Consider the following 16,418-nt stretch of genomic DNA (forward strand, 5'->3'; position numbering starts at 1 on the left):
TCGCCATAGGTGATCACACCGATCCGCTGTCACATCCGGGAGTGCTGGTGCGTCGAAGGGGTATGAGTACGCATCGGAACGACCACGGACCGCACACGCACGAACAGCGCACACAGGTCAGCGCGGGCGCCATGGTGCCCATGCTGGCGCTCGAGGCCTACACCCGGGCCCGGGTCTCCCGCTCCGACAGCCACCTCATCAGACTCCGAGTCTCGGCGGTGAACGAGTGCCGCTTCTGCACGGCCATGCACCGACGCGACGCCCGCAAGGACGGCTGGGACGACGCCCGGATCGTCGCCGCGGAGGACTGGCCCGCCCACGCCGGTGAGCTGTCCGAGGGGGACCTCACGGTCCTGCGGTTCGCCGACGCGGTCACCCACATCCGCGGCGAGGACTCGGTCTCGGACGAGCTCTGGGACGACGTGGTCCGACACCGGGGCGAGTCGGGCACTGGACAGCTGCTGATGGAGGTCGTCACCATCAACGCATGGAACCGGATCGCAGTGGCCACCCGGAAGGATCCGGGCTCGCTCAGGGGCGTGCGCCGGGAGGACATCGATCCCGTTCGCCCGAGGTGACGACGGCCGGTGCGCTCGCCGGACTCGACCGGGCCGCGGTGGACCGGGTCCGGGGACGGCTCCTCGGGGTCGGGTACCGCATCACCGGGACGTGGGCCGACGCGGAGGACGCCGCCGACGAGGCCCTGGCCCGCCTGGTCGGTCTCGAGGCGGGATCGGCGCCCGACAACCCCGAGGCGTGGCTCACCACGGTCACCACGCGCCTGTGCCTGGACCGGCTGCGGCGACGCAGGCGGGAGGACTACGTGGGGGCGTGGCTCCCCGAACCCGTCGACACCGCCCTGTTGCCCTCGGAGCTGGCCGAGCAGCGCGACGACCTGCGGATCGCCGTCCTGCTGGCCTACGAGCAGCTCGGCCCCGAGGAGCGCGCGGCCTTCGTCCTGCGCGAGGCCTACTCCCTGCCCTACGCTGAGATCGCCGGCGCGCTGGACGCGGCCGTGCCCACGGTCCGTCAGTGGGTGAGCCGGGCGAGGCGCAGATTGGACACCGACCTGCGTCCGCCGGAGCGTGCACCGGATGCGGTGATCTCTCGGCTGGTCGAGGCCGTCCTGGCCGGTGACCTCCAGCAGACGATCGAGGTGCTCACCGCGGACGCCCGGGTGGTCTCGGACAGCGACGGGAAGGTCAACGCCGCCCGCAGGGACATCGTGGGGGCCCGCAAGTGTGCGTACTTCCTCATCAAGGCGGCGGAGCTGTCCGACGGCATGATCGCTCCGGTCGAGGTGAACGGGGAGTTCGCGCTGGCTGTGGTCTCCCGTGGGGTCGTCCGGGTGGCCCAGCTGGGTGTGGTCGACGGCCGCGTCACGCGGGTCTACTTCCACTCCAACCCGGACAAACTCACGCGGCTCGCGTTTCCGGAGGGGTTCGAGCCGAGCGCGTGAGGCGGCGGCCCGCGGCAGCCCGGTCGGGGGCTACTCGGGCACCCACATGGCCATCTCGTTCCCGCCGGGCTCGCGGAAGTGGAACCGTCGGCCGCCCGGGAAGGAGAAGGGTTCGAGGGTCACCACGCCGCCCGCGGCCTCGACCCGGCCTCGGGCCTCGGCCAGGTCGGACACCTGGATCACCATCAGCGGCGCCGGTGACTGCTCGTCGTCGTCACCCTGGATCCCCACCTCGATCCCGCCGCCGGTGAGGTCGGTGTACGACGACCCGTACACGGTGGGCGTCCAACCGCACACCGTGGCCAGGAACTCGGCTGTCGCGGGCATCGAGGAACTGGGGAACTCGACCATCGTGATCTGGTCCGGGGCGCTGTCCTGCATGCGGCCGACGGTACGGGCACCATGGGTGCGGTGGCGCGGTTTCGAGCTCTCTGTGCGGTCCTGGTCACCCCCGCTCTGGTCGCCGCGACCGCGTGCGCGGGGGGTCCCGCGCCGACCCCGACGCCGACCCCGCCTTTGACCCCGCCTCCGACCCCGGCGCCCTCTCCGCCGACGAGCACCGGCCCGATCGGCGCGGCCAACGTCCCGCTCGACACCACGATCGACGTGGCGGGGTCACGCGCCGCGCTCGAGGCGGGGCAGGCGGAGATCCGGCGGGTCCTGGAGGGGGCGATCGGGGCGAGCGGATGGAGGGAGTCCCGAGCCGCTCAGGAGGTCGCCTGCCCCAGCAGGAGCGACGCCGCCGGGCACATGGGCACCGGGATCGGCAAGTACTACGCCCGCGAGATGCGTCATCCCGCGGCCCTCGTCCCCGGCGACTGGGATCAGGTCGTGGAGGAGGTCCGCGGCGCGGTCGGACCGCTCGGTTTCCGGCTGAGGCCGACCGGCGCCGGGTCGTCCACCCCCGGGAGCCGGTACGTCTATCTGATCAACGGCCACCGCGACGAGTTGACCCTGTCCACCCATCCGACGATCGGGACCGGCTACGGCGGATTCGGCGTGTGCCACCCCTGGGAGAACCGACGGTGACGGACCGGTGGGTGGGCGGAGGGTGGGCCGACGAGTAGGCGGGCGTCCAGCTCAGCCGCGAGCCCGGGACCTGTCCCATCGGGAGAGCAGATCGAGGGCGGCGGCGCGTGGATCGGACGCACCCATCACCGCCGACACCACGCACACGCCGTCCAGAGCGGTGCCCGCGAGCAGGTCGACGTTCGCAGGGGTGATCCCGCCGATGCCCACAGCCGCCACGCCCCGTCGACGGGCCACCCGGGCGAGCCGGTCGGCCGCTGACGGACCGAGTGCGGCGGCGGTGTCGGTCTTGGTGGCCGTGGACCACACCGGGCTCACCCCGATCACGTCCGGCACGGGCCCGGGTCCGCCCAGCGCGACGTGCAGTTGCTCGTCCGACTCGATCGACAGGCCCAGCATCAGATGCTCCGGGAGTTCGGCGCGCGCCCGCCCGAACGCGACGTCCCTCTGCCCCACGTGTAGATGGAGTCCCAGCTCGCGCGCCACCTCCAGACGGTCGTTGACGAACACCGGGACCTCGCGACCGACCCGAGCCCCGGCCCGACGGGCGGCATCGGCCACCGAGGCCGCGCGGGTGGCGAACTCGTCGTCGTCACACTCCTTGTCCCGGACCTGGACGACCCCCACCCCGCCCAGGACGGCCTGGTGGACGATGCCGGGGACCGCGTCCCGGTCACCGCCGAGGTGGGGGTCGGTGACCAGGTACACCCGCCAGTCGACGGCGGCGGCAGAGCGGGCGTGTCCGCTCGGGGTGGTCGCGCGGGCTCCTGAGGTCGGGTGGGTCACGGGGTGGCGTCGAGCAGTGTGACCGACTCCGCGATCTCCTCGGCGGTGAGCGTGTACAGCGCGTCCAACCACGCCACCGCGAACAGGCCCGGACCCGCGGCGACGCGCCCCGCGGCCGCTCCTGCCGCTCCGACGTGTGCGTGGGCGGCCACCACGGCGTCGTGGTCGGGGAGGCCGGCTGCCCGGGCCGCGCCGAGGTAGGCGGCCGTCAGTGCCCCGAGCGCGCAGCCGGTGCCGATCACCTTCTGCAACAGCGGATGCCCCGAGGTGATCCAGGTGGCGACGGTCAACCCGCCGGAGTTCGTGACCACGACGTCCTGCGCTCCCGTCACCGCGACGACGCCGCCGGTGCGCTCGGCGAGCACGAGGGCCGACGGCAACGCGGCCGCGACGTCGTGCGTCGAGTCCACGCCGCGGCCACCCGCCCCGGCCCCCGCCAACGCGACGGTCTCCGAGGCGTTCGCGCGGATCGCCGCGGGCCCGTGGTCGAGCCAGTCGGTGGCGAGCCCGGTACGCAACGTCAGCCCTCCGACCGCCACCGGATCGAGAACCCACGGCGTGCCGTGTTCCCGGGCCGAGGCGATCGCCGCGTGCATGCCCTCCACCTGTTCGGCCGTCGGGTTCCCCACGTTGACCAGCACCCCGGTGGCGACGGCCGCGAAGTCGGCGGCCTCCTCGGGGTGGTCGACCATCGCCGGCGCCGCACCGGCGGCGAGCAGGACGTCGGCCGTGACCTGACGGACCACCGAGTTGGTGAGGCAGTGCACCAACGGTTCGGTCCGGCGCATCGCCGAGACCAGGTGGGCGATGTCGACGGAGCTGGAGCTGGGACCGGAGCCGGGTTCGGACATCCCCCCAGTGTGCCGCCCCCGCCCGCACGCGGGACGGAATAGGGCTCGCAGGACGGGGGTTGGACCCGTCATGACCCCCTCCGCGCTGCCCCTGTCCGTGATCGACTTCGCCTCGGTCCGCCCCGGGCAGTCCGTCGGTGACGCGCTGCGGGACTCGGTCGCCCTGGCCCGCAAGGCGGAGGAACTCGGATACGAGCGGGTCTGGTACTCCGAGCACCACAACATGGGGTCCATCGCCTCCTCGGCTCCGGCGGTGCTCATGGCGCACATCGCCTCGCAGACCCGGCGGATCCGGCTGGGGTCCGGCGGGGTGATGTTGCCCAACCACTCGCCGCTCGTGATCGCCGAGCAGTTCGGCACCCTCGCCGAGCTGCACCCGGACCGGATCGACCTGGGACTGGGGAGAGCCCCGGGCACCGACCCGCAGACGTTCCGCGCCCTGCGTCGTGAGCCGTCAGCCGCCGAGCGCTTCCCCGACGACGTCCGTGAACTGCAGGCCTTCCTCGGAGATTCGCCCTCGGACCTCGCCCGCACCCGCGGGATCACGGCGACGCCCGGACGCGGGACCAGGATCCCGCTGTACATACTCGGGTCCTCGCTGTTCGGTGCACAGCTGGCCGCCGCGTACGGGCTGCCCTATGCGTTCGCCTCGCACTTCGCGCCCGATGCGCTCGAGCAGGCCTCGGCGGTGTACCGAGACCGATTCGAGCCCAGCGATCAGCTGGCCGAGCCGTACATGATCGCCGCGGTCAACGTGGTGGCCGACTACGACACGGAGCGAGCGGACCGTGAGCTGCACTGGTACCGCCGTCAGCGCGTCAGGCTCATGGCCGGACGCGGCCGCCACTTCTCGGACGAGGAGCTGGACATGGTGATGGAGTCGGCGGCCGGTCGTCAGATCCTGCACATGATCTCCTTCACCGCCGTGGGCGACGGATCGGAGGTCCGCGACTACCTGGCGGACTTCGCCGAACGCGCGGGCGCGGACGAGTTGATGATTGCCCCGGTGGGCTCGAGCCGTGAGCGGGTGCACGGAGCACTCGAGGTCCTGCGCCGGTCGTGGACTGGCTGAGAGGGCCGTCGTCGCGTGCCCTTGGTCACGTATCCGACCCTCCTTCCTACTCGCCGGTAGCCGCATGCCCCCGAGCGTGCCTACAGTTGATCCATGGCCATTTCTGATGTAGGCGAGTACGCGCACCTGACTCCCGAGCAGATCGACGCGCTGGGGCGGGAGCTCGACGCCATCAGGGCCGACGTCCTGGCTTCGCGCGGGGAGCGGGACTACCGGTACATCCACAGCGTGATCCGGTTGCAGCGGGGGATCGAACTCGGCGCCCGGGCCGTGTTGTACCTCGGCGCGCGGAACCGGACCGCCTGGGTTCTGGGTACCGGGGCCCTGGCCGTGGCCAAGATCCTCGAGAACATGGAGATCGGGCACAACGTCCTGCACGGACAGTGGGACTGGATGAACGACCCGGAGATCCACTCCACCACGTGGGAATGGGACCTGGTCGGCAGCTCCGCGGATTGGAAGCACACGCACAACTACCTGCATCACAAGTTCACCAACATCGTCGGGATGGACGACGACGTGGGGTTCGGGGTCCTGCGGGTCACGCGTGACATTCCGTGGGAACCCAGATTCTCCGCGAACCTGCTCGTCAACACGGCCCTCATGGCGGGATTCGAATGGGGGATCGGGCTGCAGGGGGTCCGTATCCAGGACGCGCTCCCGGGTTCCGATGCCGACCCGGCCGATCAGCGCACCGCCCGCACGTTCCTGCGCAAGGCGGGCCAGCAGGTGCTCAAGGACTACATCCTGTTCCCCGTTCTGGCCGGGCCGGCCGGACGGGAGGCGCTGACCGCGAGCATCGCCGCTAACATCATCCGGAACATCTGGACCAACGCGGTGATCTTCTGCGGGCACTTCCCGGACGGGGCCGAGAAGTTCACGGCCAAGGACGTGAAGTACGAGTCGCAGGCCGAGTGGTATCTGCGCCAGATGCTCGGCAGTGCCAACCTCGACGGTGGCCCGGTCATGAATCTCATGTCGGGCAACCTGTCGTTCCAAATCGAGCACCACATGTTCCCCGACCTGCCGTCCAACCGGTACGCGGAGATCTCGCTCCGGGTCAGGGAGTTGTGCGACCGGTACGACCTGCCCTACGTGAGCGGGCCACTGTGGAAGCAGTACCTGCAGTCCTGGCGCACCATCGCGCGACTCTCGCTGCCCGACAGGTTCCTCCAGCGGACCGCCGACGACGCGGCGGAGACCCGCAGCGAGAAGATGTTCGACCGGGTGCCGAAGATGCCCGGTCTGGCATCCGCCCTGGTCGCGCTCCGGCAGAGGGGGCGCGCCCAACTGGTCCACTGACCCCTTTGGCAGACTGTCCGGCATGTCGCTGCAGAGCATGTTGGAGGCCGCCTCGGCCGGTGGGACCGTCGAGATCGCGGACGGTTGGACCCAGGGCCGGGCGATCTACGGGGGGCTGACCGGAGCCCTGTTGCTCGCGGCGATCAAGGGCCGAGTAGGGGACGCGGCAGGGACAGGCGACCGCGCGGGTGTGGCAGATCGCGGCGGTGCCGCGTCTCCACATCCGTTGAGGTCGTTCACCGTCTCGTTCGTCGGTCCCGCCACGACGGGCGAAGTCCAGATCCACGCGGAGATCCTGCGGGTCGGCACGAACGTGACGCAGGGCCAGGCCACGCTGCGGCAGGGCGGGGAGATCGTCGCAACCGCGCTGGCGGCGTTCGGGAAGCATCGCGACTCCACCATCGTCGTGACACCGAGACATCCCGTTCCGGACCTGCCGGAACCCGAAACGATCGAGCCGTTTCCGTACATCGAGAAGGTGACCCCCGAGTTCTACCGGTTCCTCGCCCTGAGGCAGGTGGGTGGCGCCCTGCCCTTCAGCGGAGCCGAGACCGGCGATCTGTCGGGCTGGGCGCAGTTGCGCGAGACCCCGGAGGAGTTCCACGAGGAGCACCTGCTGGTGCTCGCCGACGCGTGGCCGCCGGCGACCATCCAGATGCTCTCCGGCTTCGCGCCCGCCAGCAGTCTGACCTGGACGCTGGAGCTCGTCGCGGAGGTCGGTCCCGACACGATCCCGCCAGAGGCGATCTTCGCCTACGAGGCGACCACCGATGCCTCCCGCGATGGGTACGCGCACACGCACGCCATGCTGTGGGGACCGGGCGGGGCACTGACGGCGATCAGCCGCCAGACCATCACGGTGTTCGGGTGACGGCCGGCGGCTGATCGATCGGGCTTCTGCCCGCCCGGAGCACTGTTCGCGGGGGCGGACTCAGCCGGCGGGGCGGCTGGCCCTCCGGCGCTCGCCGCCCCGCGGCTGCCCCGCACTCTGGGCGATCGTGTGGGTGGCGGCCGAACGCTGGCCTCGGGACGCCTGCGACCCGGAACCCTGCGACCCGGAACCCTGCGACCCTGAACCTTGTGACCCGGCAGCCTGGGGACGGCGGGGACGACGACGACTGCCGCCCGACCCGGATCCTTCCTGGCCGTGGCCACCGCGCTCCGCGCCGGCACGGCCGCGTTCTGCCCCGTCACGGCCCCGGCCCTGGCGGCTCTGGCCCTGACCGCCCTGGGCGCGGCCCTGACGCTGCCGATTGTGGCTCTGGCGGCTCTGCCCCTGACTCGGCCGACCCTCGGGGGCGGCATCCCCGGGGACGTGTGCGGGGGGCTCGGGGGCCTCGGCCAACGCGGTGGCGGCGTTCGCGCCCACGGGCAGCACGATCTCACCGGCCGTCACGCCGGCCGAGCGCAGGAGCGAGCGCACCTCGCGGACCTGGTCGGAGGTGGCCACGGTGACGACGGTGCCGACGGCACCCGCACGGGCGGTCCGACCCGAGCGGTGCACATACGCCTTGTGCTCGGCGGGCGGATCCGCGTGGACGACCAACCCGACGTCGTCGACGTGGATACCGCGGGCCGCGATGTCGGTGGCCACGAGCACGCTCGCCTGACCGGAGGAGAACGCCTCGAGGTTGCGCACGCGCGCGTTCTGCGACAGATTCCCGTGCAGGTCCACGCTGGTCACACCGCGGCCGGAGAGTTGCTTGGCGAGCCGCTTGGCGCCGTGCTTGGTGCGGGTGAACATGACGGTCCGGTCGTTCACCCCGGCGAGGTCCGCCAATGCGCGGACGCGGTCGTCCGGGTCCACGTGGACGACGTGGTGCGCGGTCGCTCCGGGGGTGGCGGAGCCGTCGTCGACCTCGTGGACGACGGGGGTGTCGAGGAAGCGCTTGACCAGCTTGTCCACACCCTGGTCCAGCGTCGCGGAGAAGAGCAGCCGCTGTGCGCCCGCGGGCGTGGCCGCCAGGATCCGGGTGACTCCCGGGAGGAAGCCCAGGTCGGCCATGTGATCGGCCTCGTCGAGGACGCTCACCTCGACCGAGTCCATGCGGCAGTGCTTCTGTCCCATGAGGTCCTCGAGCCGGCCCGGGCAGGCCACCACGATGTCGACGCCCTGATCGAGCGCGCTCACCTGGCGTCCCTGCGAGACGCCGCCGAAGATCACGGTGGTCTTGAGACCCATCGCCCGGGCCAGCGGCGCGAGCGTCTCGTCGATCTGACGGGCGAGTTCGCGGGTGGGGGCGAGGATCAGCCCGCGCGGGGCGTTGCGCTTGCGGCGACCGCCGGCGGTCGCCGACGCGGCGAGGCGGGTGACCAGCGGGAGGCAGAACGCATAGGTCTTACCGGAACCGGTGCGGCCACGGCCGAGGACGTCGCGACCGGACATCGCATCGGGCAACGTGGCCGACTGGATGGGGGTGGGGGTGACGATGTCGACGCCCGCGAGGACGTCGAGCAGGGGGGAAGGTACGCCGAGATCGGCGAAGGAACGTGACAAGGGAGGAATCTCCGTACATAGATGGGGCGTCTTGCCCGGCGCGCTCCTGGGTCACCTCGTCGCAGGTGAACGACGAGCCCGGTGCGCGACCACGGGAGGTCGACATCCGACGCGGCCCGAGGCAAGAGTGGTGCGGGCCGACACGCCCACCCTACGCCCCGCGGTCCCGGCCCCACAGTTCGACGGGTCTGATGTGACGAGGTCCTCAATTCCGGACCCGCAGATGGCACGATGTGGACCGTGCGACTCGACCTCTCCCTGTTTCGGCGTCCGGAACTCGGCTCGGTGCTGCTCGGGCGGGAGACGGAGTCCGCGCGGATGCGGGCCATCCGGGTCCGGGTCCTGTTGCTGCTGACCCTGCTGGCGTCCAACCTCGTCGGCGTGGCCGTCGCCGCGGTGTTGATCCTCTTCGTGCTCCCGGGTCCGGCCCTGCTGTCCCGGGAGTTCCTGGTGCCCAACGCCGTCGTGGTTCCCGTGTACGTGTCCCTGGCGACCGTGGTCGGGACGGTCTGGGTTCGCGGCGTGGTCTATCGCCGGGTCCGGTGGTTTCTCGACGGTCGCGAGCCCACGGACCGGGAGCGGGTGCGTGCCCTCCGCCTGCCCACCCGGATGACGCTGATCCAGGCCTTCCTGTGGTTGCTGGGCGCAGCCGTCGTGACGCCGGCGTTCGGCGTGATCGACCCGGAGACCATCCCGACCGTCGGGTTCACCATCGTCTTCTCCGGACTCGTGGTCTGTGGTGTGGCGTTCCTCTTCGCCGACTTCGGTCTCCGCCCCGTGGCCGCGGTCGCGCTCGCAAGCGGTCCGGCCCCCCGCGCACGGTTCCTGGGTGCGATGACCCGCCTCCGGGTGTCGTGGGCAGTCGGTAGCGGGGTGCCGATCTCCGGACTCATCATCGTGGCGATCTACACGTTGGCGGGGCGCGCCCTGACACTGGAACGCCTCGCCGTCATCGCGATCGTGCTCGGCGCCACCTCGCTCCTCGCCGGGTTCCTGCTCGTCTCCCTCGCAACGGGATCCGTGGTCGGTCCGCTCCGGAGCGTCCGTTGGGCCATGGAGGACGTCGCGGACGGGAAGCTCGACCGGAGGGTGGTGGTCTACGACGGCACGGAACTCGGTGAGCTCCAGCGTGGGTTCAACCGCATGGCCGCCGGGCTGCAGGAACGCGAACGGCTCCGGGACCTGTTCGGTCGTCACGTGGGTCGTGACGTCGCGGAGGCCGCCGAGGAGCGTGACCCCGAACTGGGCGGGAGCGCCTCCGAGGTCGGCGTCGTCTTTGTGGACATCATCGGATCCACCGAGATGGCGGTGCGGTCCGAGGCGACGGAGGTCGTCGACGTGCTCAACAGGTTCTTCCGGGTGGTCGTGGAGACGGTCGACGAGTACGGCGGCATCGTGGACAGTTTCCTCGGCGACGCCGCACTCGTCGTGTTCGGCGCGCCCCGGCCGATGGACGACCCGGCGTCCGCCGCACTGGCCTGCGCCCGCGTGCTCGGCGAGCGGCTGCCCGAGCGGGTGCCGGGATGCCAGGCCGGGATCGGGGCCTCCTACGGGGGTGTGGTCGCCGGGTACGTCGGCGCCGACGACCGTTTCGAGTACACGGTCATCGGAGACGCGGTCAACGAGGCGTCCCGGCTGTGCGAGCTGGCGAAGAAGCAGTCCGGACTCGTCCTGGCCTCCGGCGTCGCCGTGGATTCGGCGGGGGCGGAGGAGGCCGCCTGGTGGACCCGGGTCGGCTCCGAGGTGGTCCGGGGTCGGTCCGAACCCACGGAGCTGTGCGTCCCGGGAGCCTGACGACTCCCGGGGCCGCCCGGCGGACCACGGCGTTGCCGCTACCTCAGCGCGACGTCCGTCCCGACGAGCGCGACCTCGAGCCCGTCGGGCACCACGCGGGCCCCGTGGATCGACACCCCCTCGGGGAGCGAGGCGACCGTCGAGTCGACGGTGCCGGTGATCCCGGAGAACAGCCCGTCCGGCAGGGGGAGGCCGAGCACCTCGGTCTGCTCCGGGGTCAGCGTGAGTCGGCCGCCCGAGACCCCGGGGGCCACGCCGATCTCGGCGATCCCGCCGATGTCCGCTCGAAGTAGACCGGCCTGCGCGTCGGGCTGCACCGAACGGACTTCGGTCAGCCCCGCGACCGGGGAGTCAGCGGCCGGGTTGCCCTCGGCTGCCGCCGCCGCGAGCTGGTCACCGCTGAGCGTGGCGGTCCCGTCCGCCGACGCGGCCACGATGCTGCCGTCGACCATGCTGACCGAGTACCCGGTCACGTCGATCCGGGGTACGTCTCCGCTACCGGGGGAGGTCATCCGGACCGTGTCGACGGCCCGGCTGGTGGCCAGGTCCCAGAGGATCGGCGTGGGGCCGAACCCCACCGACACCGGGGCGCCGAGTCGGGCCGAGGCCTCGCGTTCCGCCCGGTCCGACAGATACCAGCGGGCCCCGAACTCCGCGGCCACGGCCAGCCCCAGGACCAGTAGCAGCAACACGAGCAGCGAGCAGCCGCATCCGCCTCGCCGGCGGTCGTGCCGTCCTCGTCGGTCGATCGGGTCTCGTCGTCGCATTGTCGTATCGTGCCGGACCCTCGGGCCGGGGGCCACCGGCGGTCCGGTTGCGGTCCCGGGGGGTCCGGCCCCACGATCGGACTATGACCCAGACCCAGGATGTGAGCACCGATACAAGGACCGTCGTCTTCCTCGTGGCCGGCGAGGGCATCGAACGTGTGGAATTGACCGAACCGTGGGGTGCCGTGGCCGAGGCAGGGCACACGGCGCTACTGGTGAGCACGTCCGACGGGGAGGTCGAACTCGTCGATCACCTAAGCCCGGCCGGCACCCAGGCGGTCGACCGCACGACCGCCGACGTGACCGCCGCAGATGTCGATGTGCTGGTCCTGCCCGGCGGCGTCGCCAACCCCGATGCGCTCCGCACAGACGCCCACGCGGTGACCCTCGTCCGCGAGATGGTCGAAGCGGGCAAACCGGTCCTGGCGATCTGCCATGCACCGTGGGTTCTCATCGAGGCCGATGTCGTCCGCGGGCGACGCGTCACCTCCTACCCCAGCCTGCGCACGGATCTGGTGAACGCCGGCGCGGAGTGGGTCGATGAGGAGCTGGTCACCTCAGACGGGGTGATCACCAGCCGCAACCCGGACGACCTCCCCGCCTTCTGTGACGCCCTCCTCGGGGCGATCCGCGCAGTGGGTTAGACCGCCGGGCGCCGGACGGGCCGGCGCGACACAAGCGCAAGGGGGTGAGGACGTGATCGGCATCTACGTGCACAACCGCGGTCGCGGTCATCTCCACCGTGTGCTCCCGGTGATGGGCGCCCTCCGCGAGCGCGGCCTCGACGTGACCATGCTGATCGCCGGGCAGTTCGACGACGCACTCCTGCCCAGCGGGATCCGGGTCGTCCATCTCCCCGCCGAGCCCGGCGCCTCAGAATGCTCGGAGGAGATCGCGCTCGGCGCCCGACGTGAGGCGGTCGCCTGGATGGATCGCGCACGACCCCGGGCCTTCTGGGTCGACTCCTCGCCGGCGATGTCCCTGGCTGCGCGGATGACGGGCATCCCGATGGTCAGCACCCTCCCGCCCGGGGTGAGGGACGACGAGCCCTACCTGTTGTCGGTCCGGGCGGCGGAGCGTCTGATCGGAGCCTGGCCACCGGGGGTGCACCAGGCCACCCTGCGGCGTACCGAGGGCGCGGTGGCCGAGATCGGTGGCGTGTCCCGGTTCGAGCAACGGGCCACCGAACCACGTGACCACCCGAACCGGCCGAGGGTGGTCCACCTGAACGGCTCCGGCACGGGAGGCGACCACCGGTTCTGGCGGGCGGTCAGGACGACGGTACGCGATCTCGGGGTCGCCGACTGGCTGGAGATCGGCGGCCCCGACGGGCCGTGGTTCGAGGACCCGTGGCCGGAGCTGTGCTCGGCGGACGTGGTGGTGACCGGGGCGGGGCAGGCATCGGTGGCGGACGCGGCCTGCGCCGATGTCCCGCTCGTGGTGGTCCCGGGCCGCCGGCCGTACGGTGAGCAGGACGCGACGGCCGAGGCTCTCCACGGGATCCCCGGGGCCGCCGTGATGAGGTACGGCGATGGCCCGACGGCTGTCGCCCACGCCGTCTCCGCCCAGGTCCATCGCTCTCGGGACGGCGCGTCGACGGGGATCAGATCGTGGTGGGGTGTCGACGGGGCGGCCGCCCGCGCCGCCGAGGTCATCAGGGCCGCCACGAGAGGGCTCGTGGGGTGACAGGTCGCGAGTTCGGTTCGATTGCCTAACTTTAATCTCAGGAAGAGTCCCCTAATTATCCCAGCGCCACAGGCGTTTCGGCGTGGTTAGGCAGGCCTTGGTGGGGCTGCGTGCGTTTGACGTGTTCCTGTCGCCTGACACGATGAGGTCATCGCATTCTGAACTTCCAGGGCTCATGGCAGGGCACTTCAGTATGGCGAGGAGGAGACGCCCATGCCCCGATACAGAAATCTGGAACCCACCGCAGAGTTTTGGTCGTGGCGTGACTCCGCCGCGTGTATCGATCTCGAAGACCTGTTCTACAATGCGGACGACGAATCCAAGGGGCAGCGCCGCCGCAAGGAGGAGAAGGCGAAGGCGGTGTGCCAGACATGCCCCGTGTTCGACCCCTGTCGTCAATTCGCCATGGAGTCGAAGGAGCTGTACGGCGTCTGGGGTGGGACGACCGAGTCCGAGCGTCACGCCATGGCCGGTCGGCACCGAACCGGCTGACCGCAGTCAGTCACCGACCCCGTAGGCGGCTCGACGAGGCGCCTACGGGGTCGCCTCGTGGCCGTGGCGCCCGGCTGACCGGTTCCGTTCCTTCATCTCGGCCTCGTGCACGTGCCGCCGACCACCGGTGACCTCATCGACCACCGCCCGGCTGACGCGGCGGGCCGTGGTCCAGAAGCCGTCGTCGAACTCCTCGACCATCTGAAACGTCCACCGTCCGTGGAGGACGTTCACCCCGACCATCTCCGACCGGATCGTCTCGGCGAGCTCCGTTCGACCCACGGCGTCCAGCTGGTCCGCGGCCTCTTGGTAGAGCAGGTCGGCCCGCCCGATCAGCTGGTGCATGTCGTACAGGCGCCCGCGGGCCCGCTCGATGTACTCCAGTGCCTCGCTCGCAGTGCCGGCGGCTTCCACCTCGGCGTCGGTCGCCCCCGCCGGACGCCGATGGGACTCATCGACGCTCGGCGTCCGGTCGTCGATGCCGACACCCTCGTCCGCCGGGTCGTCCGGCCGGCCGCCCGCTCGGTCGTCCGCCACCGTCAGACCGTGCGGGTCAGGCGCCGGAGCTGTTCGGGGTCGGTGTGGTGCTTCAGCGCTGTGACCAGGCCCGACCGAGGCCCCGCGGGATCGGTATAGGTGCGCGGCTCGCCGGCGAACATGCGCTCCGACCTGGTCTCCGGCGCATCGTCCGGGCTGGCTTTGAGGAACCGGTTGGGAAGGGAGAGCTTGGCGATCGTGCGCCATGACTGCCAGTACTGTTTGTACAGCGGGCCGGTGGTGTAGGGCAGGTCCCACCGGCGACACACGTCCTGGACCTTCTCCGACAGCTCCTTGTACCGGTTCGACGGAACGGTCGGGAACAGATGGTGCTCGATCTGGAACGACAGGTTGCCCGACATGAAATGGGTGAGATCGCTCCCGGTGAAGTTCGCCGAGCCGAGCATCTGTCGCAGATACCACTGGGCCTGCGTCTCTTCCTCGAGGTCCTCGAGGGTGAACTTGTCGGCGCCGTCCGGGAAGTGTCCGCAGAAGATCACCGCGTTCGACCACAGGTTGCGGATGACGTTCGCGGTGGCGTTGGCCGCGATCGTCGACTTCCAGTTGGGCCCGGAGAGCAACGGGAACCACACGTAGTCCTTGCCCACCTGGCGACGTGCCTTCCGGGGGAACTGACCGATACGTCGCTTCTGTTCGGGCCGCCCCGAGGCGTTGATCGTCCCGGGCGCGATCTCGAGATGCTGGACCCCGACCCCCCACTGGAAGGTGAACGCGAGAATCGTGTTCCACAGGATGTTGAGCGAGTACCCCGGATGCCAGGGCTGATCGCGGGTCACGCGCACCACGCCATACCCCACGTCATCATCCATTCCCACGATGTTGGTGTACTTGTGATGGTGATAGTTGTGGGTGGCCTTCCAGTGCTCCGAGGTGCCCACGATGTCCCACTCCCACGTGGTGGAGTGGATCTCCGGGTCGTTCATCCAGTCCCACTGCCCGTGCATCACATTGTGGCCGAGCTCCATGTTCTCGATGATCTTGCCGGCGGCCAGCATGCCGGTGCCGACCAGCCACGCAGGGCGATATCCGGAGAAGAGGAGCACCACCCGGGCACCGGCCACCAGGCCGCGCTGGAGTCGGATGGTGTTGTTGACGTATCGCCGGTCGGACTCGCCGAGCGAGTCCACGACCTCCTGGCGGATCGCGTCGAGTTCCCGGCCGATTTCCTCGACGTCCTCGGCGGAGAGATGCGCGTATTCCTGTACGTCTGATATCGCCATATGGAGACGGTACGGAGGGGTGGCGGGGTTGTCGACCGTTATCTCGAATCGGCGAGTCGATACTCGATAAATCCTCAGGCGCTTATGATCTCCGCATGGCACTCGTCGAGATCTCAGGCGTCAACAAGCACTTCGGTGACTTCCAGGCGCTCAAGGACATCACCATGTCCATCGAACAGGGCGAGGTCATCGTCGTCATCGGGCCCTCGGGCTCCGGGAAGTCGACTCTCTGTCGCGCGATCAACAGGCTCGAGACCTTCGAATCGGGCTCGATCACGATCGACGGCAAGGAACTGCCCCAGGAGGGAAAGGCCCTCGCCAGGCTCCGTGCGGACGTGGGCATGGTGTTCCAGTCTTTCAACCTGTTCGCGCACAAGACGATCCTCGAGAACGTGACCCTCGGGCCCATCAAGGTGCGTAAACAGTCCAAGGCCGCCGCCGAGAAGCGGGCGATGGAGCTGCTCGATCGCGTCGGTGTGGGCCACCAGGCGGCCAAGTATCCGGCGCAGTTGTCCGGTGGCCAGCAACAGCGCGTGGCGATCGCCCGGTCCCTGGCGATGGACCCCAAGGTCATGCTCTTCGACGAGCCCACGTCCGCCCTGGATCCGGAGATGATCAACGAGGTCCTGGACGTGATGACGGGGTTGGCCAAGTCCGGCATGACCATGGTCGTGGTGACCCACGAGATGGGATTCGCCCGTAAGGCGGCCGACCGCGTCATCTTCATGGCCGATGGGGAGCTGGTCGAACAGGCGACCCCTGAAGAATTCTTCACCAACCCGCAGAGTGGGCGTGCGAAGGACTTCCTGTCCAAGATCCTGACCAACTGACTCGGTCCGGGCCGGTGATCCCACCCCCGCCTGTTCCCCCCGAACCGACACCTATTCCCACCATCCCTACCCACC

18 protein-coding genes are annotated in these 16,418 nt (G+C 70.3%); 11 read left to right on the forward strand and 7 right to left on the reverse strand.

Annotation, left to right across the window (positions count from 1 at the left end):
• Positions 1–62: 62 nt before the first annotated feature.
• The gene (locus H483_RS31600; protein ID WP_152427984.1) at positions 63–578 is read left to right on the forward strand and encodes a carboxymuconolactone decarboxylase family protein; all 516 of its coding nucleotides are present in this window, start codon (positions 63–65) and stop codon (positions 576–578) included.
• The gene (locus tag H483_RS31605) at positions 575–1,459 is read left to right on the forward strand and encodes a sigma-70 family RNA polymerase sigma factor (protein ID WP_017837337.1); all 885 of its coding nucleotides are present in this window, start codon (positions 575–577) and stop codon (positions 1,457–1,459) included. Before H483_RS31600 ends, H483_RS31605 begins: the two co-directional genes overlap by 4 nt.
• A gap of 30 nt (positions 1,460–1,489) precedes the next feature.
• On the opposite strand, the gene H483_RS31610 is transcribed toward H483_RS31605, so the two are convergent.
• Positions 1,490–1,840: a VOC family protein gene (locus tag H483_RS31610; RefSeq protein ID WP_017837338.1), complete on the reverse strand. Its 351-nt coding sequence runs from the start codon at positions 1,838–1,840 to the stop codon at positions 1,490–1,492.
• A gap of 30 nt (positions 1,841–1,870) precedes the next feature.
• Here H483_RS31610 and H483_RS31615 point away from each other — a divergent pair, with 30 nt between their 5' ends.
• The gene (locus tag H483_RS31615; RefSeq protein WP_152427986.1) at positions 1,871–2,488 is read left to right on the forward strand and encodes a hypothetical protein; all 618 of its coding nucleotides are present in this window, start codon (positions 1,871–1,873) and stop codon (positions 2,486–2,488) included.
• A gap of 51 nt (positions 2,489–2,539) precedes the next feature.
• Here the strand turns inward: H483_RS31615 and thiE are convergent, their stop codons facing one another.
• Both thiE and thiM read right to left on the reverse strand, forming a co-directional pair.
• Positions 2,540–3,274 carry a thiamine phosphate synthase gene (thiE, locus tag H483_RS31620; protein ID WP_017837340.1) on the reverse strand — a complete coding sequence of 245 codons (735 nt, stop codon included), beginning with the start codon at positions 3,272–3,274 and terminating at the stop codon, positions 2,540–2,542.
• Entirely contained in the window at positions 3,271–4,125 is an 855-nt protein-coding gene (thiM, locus tag H483_RS31625) for a hydroxyethylthiazole kinase (RefSeq protein WP_017837341.1), read from the reverse strand. Before thiM ends, thiE begins: the two co-directional genes overlap by 4 nt.
• A 70-nt stretch (positions 4,126–4,195) precedes the next feature.
• Here thiM and H483_RS31630 point away from each other — a divergent pair, with 70 nt between their 5' ends.
• From H483_RS31630 to H483_RS31640, 3 genes are all read left to right on the forward strand, one after another.
• Positions 4,196–5,197, forward strand: coding sequence for an LLM class flavin-dependent oxidoreductase (locus H483_RS31630; protein WP_017837342.1), 1,002 nt, complete (start codon positions 4,196–4,198; stop codon positions 5,195–5,197).
• 93 nt (positions 5,198–5,290) lie between these two features.
• Entirely contained in the window at positions 5,291–6,499 is a 1,209-nt protein-coding gene (locus tag H483_RS31635) for an acyl-CoA desaturase (protein ID WP_017837343.1), read from the forward strand.
• 22 nt (positions 6,500–6,521) lie between these two features.
• Positions 6,522–7,370, forward strand: a complete 849-nt coding sequence (locus tag H483_RS31640; protein ID WP_017837344.1) for a thioesterase family protein — start codon at positions 6,522–6,524, stop codon at positions 7,368–7,370.
• A gap of 60 nt (positions 7,371–7,430) precedes the next feature.
• On the opposite strand, the gene H483_RS31645 is transcribed toward H483_RS31640, so the two are convergent.
• Positions 7,431–8,996 (reverse strand): DEAD/DEAH box helicase, encoded by a 1,566-nt coding sequence (locus tag H483_RS31645; protein ID WP_017837345.1) that lies wholly within the window; start codon positions 8,994–8,996, stop codon positions 7,431–7,433.
• Positions 8,997–9,227: 231 nt separating this feature from the next.
• On the opposite strand from H483_RS31645, the gene H483_RS31650 reads away from it, so the two are divergent.
• Positions 9,228–10,790, forward strand: a complete 1,563-nt coding sequence (locus H483_RS31650; RefSeq protein WP_017837346.1) for an adenylate/guanylate cyclase domain-containing protein — start codon at positions 9,228–9,230, stop codon at positions 10,788–10,790.
• Between the two features lie 38 nt (positions 10,791–10,828).
• On the opposite strand, the gene H483_RS31655 is transcribed toward H483_RS31650, so the two are convergent.
• Positions 10,829–11,557 carry an LmeA family phospholipid-binding protein gene (locus H483_RS31655; protein ID WP_017837347.1) on the reverse strand — a complete coding sequence of 243 codons (729 nt, stop codon included), beginning with the start codon at positions 11,555–11,557 and terminating at the stop codon, positions 10,829–10,831.
• An 83-nt stretch (positions 11,558–11,640) separates the two neighbouring features.
• On the opposite strand from H483_RS31655, the gene H483_RS31660 reads away from it, so the two are divergent.
• The 3 genes from H483_RS31660 to H483_RS31670 all read left to right on the forward strand — a co-directional run bounded on the left by H483_RS31660 (position 11,641) and on the right by H483_RS31670 (position 13,735).
• On the forward strand, positions 11,641–12,201 hold the full coding sequence (locus H483_RS31660) for a type 1 glutamine amidotransferase domain-containing protein (RefSeq protein ID WP_017837348.1): 561 nt from the start codon (positions 11,641–11,643) through the stop codon (positions 12,199–12,201).
• A 52-nt stretch (positions 12,202–12,253) separates the two neighbouring features.
• Positions 12,254–13,243: a glycosyltransferase gene (locus H483_RS31665; protein ID WP_017837349.1), complete on the forward strand. Its 990-nt coding sequence runs from the start codon at positions 12,254–12,256 to the stop codon at positions 13,241–13,243.
• A gap of 213 nt (positions 13,244–13,456) precedes the next feature.
• Positions 13,457–13,735, forward strand: a complete 279-nt coding sequence (locus H483_RS31670) for a WhiB family transcriptional regulator (protein ID WP_017837350.1) — start codon at positions 13,457–13,459, stop codon at positions 13,733–13,735.
• A gap of 42 nt (positions 13,736–13,777) precedes the next feature.
• Here the strand turns inward: H483_RS31670 and H483_RS31675 are convergent, their stop codons facing one another.
• Positions 13,778–14,272, reverse strand: a complete 495-nt coding sequence (locus H483_RS31675; protein WP_017837351.1) for a hypothetical protein — start codon at positions 14,270–14,272, stop codon at positions 13,778–13,780.
• A gap of 2 nt (positions 14,273–14,274) precedes the next feature.
• Positions 14,275–15,513, reverse strand: a complete 1,239-nt coding sequence (locus H483_RS31680) for a fatty acid desaturase (RefSeq protein WP_017837352.1) — start codon at positions 15,511–15,513, stop codon at positions 14,275–14,277.
• A 95-nt stretch (positions 15,514–15,608) separates the two neighbouring features.
• On the opposite strand from H483_RS31680, the gene H483_RS31685 reads away from it, so the two are divergent.
• Positions 15,609–16,343, forward strand: coding sequence for an amino acid ABC transporter ATP-binding protein (locus H483_RS31685; protein WP_017837353.1), 735 nt, complete (start codon positions 15,609–15,611; stop codon positions 16,341–16,343).
• Positions 16,344–16,418: the final 75 nt, after the last annotated feature.

The sequence above is a fragment of the Dietzia sp. UCD-THP genome (assembly GCF_000349585.1).
GTDB classification, from domain to species: domain Bacteria; phylum Actinomycetota; class Actinomycetes; order Mycobacteriales; family Mycobacteriaceae; genus Dietzia; species Dietzia natronolimnaea_A.

Coding starts and splice junctions, on each gene's coding strand:
- H483_RS31640 (WP_017837344.1), top strand. CDS start 6,522: ATGTCGCTGCAGAGCATGTTGGAGGCCGCCTCGGCCGGTGGGACCGTC.
- H483_RS31685 (WP_017837353.1), top strand. CDS start 15,609: ATGGCACTCGTCGAGATCTCAGGCGTCAACAAGCACTTCGGTGACTTC.
- H483_RS31670 (WP_017837350.1), top strand. CDS start 13,457: ATGCCCCGATACAGAAATCTGGAACCCACCGCAGAGTTTTGGTCGTGG.
- H483_RS31630 (WP_017837342.1), top strand. CDS start 4,196: ATGACCCCCTCCGCGCTGCCCCTGTCCGTGATCGACTTCGCCTCGGTC.
- H483_RS31600 (WP_152427984.1), top strand. CDS start 63: ATGAGTACGCATCGGAACGACCACGGACCGCACACGCACGAACAGCGC.
- H483_RS31660 (WP_017837348.1), top strand. CDS start 11,641: ATGACCCAGACCCAGGATGTGAGCACCGATACAAGGACCGTCGTCTTC.
- H483_RS31650 (WP_017837346.1), top strand. CDS start 9,228: ATGTGGACCGTGCGACTCGACCTCTCCCTGTTTCGGCGTCCGGAACTC.
- H483_RS31610 (WP_017837338.1), bottom strand. CDS start 1,840: ATGCAGGACAGCGCCCCGGACCAGATCACGATGGTCGAGTTCCCCAGT.
- H483_RS31655 (WP_017837347.1), bottom strand. CDS start 11,557: ATGCGACGACGAGACCCGATCGACCGACGAGGACGGCACGACCGCCGG.
- H483_RS31680 (WP_017837352.1), bottom strand. CDS start 15,513: ATGGCGATATCAGACGTACAGGAATACGCGCATCTCTCCGCCGAGGAC.
- H483_RS31635 (WP_017837343.1), top strand. CDS start 5,291: ATGGCCATTTCTGATGTAGGCGAGTACGCGCACCTGACTCCCGAGCAG.
- thiM (WP_017837341.1), bottom strand. CDS start 4,125: ATGTCCGAACCCGGCTCCGGTCCCAGCTCCAGCTCCGTCGACATCGCC.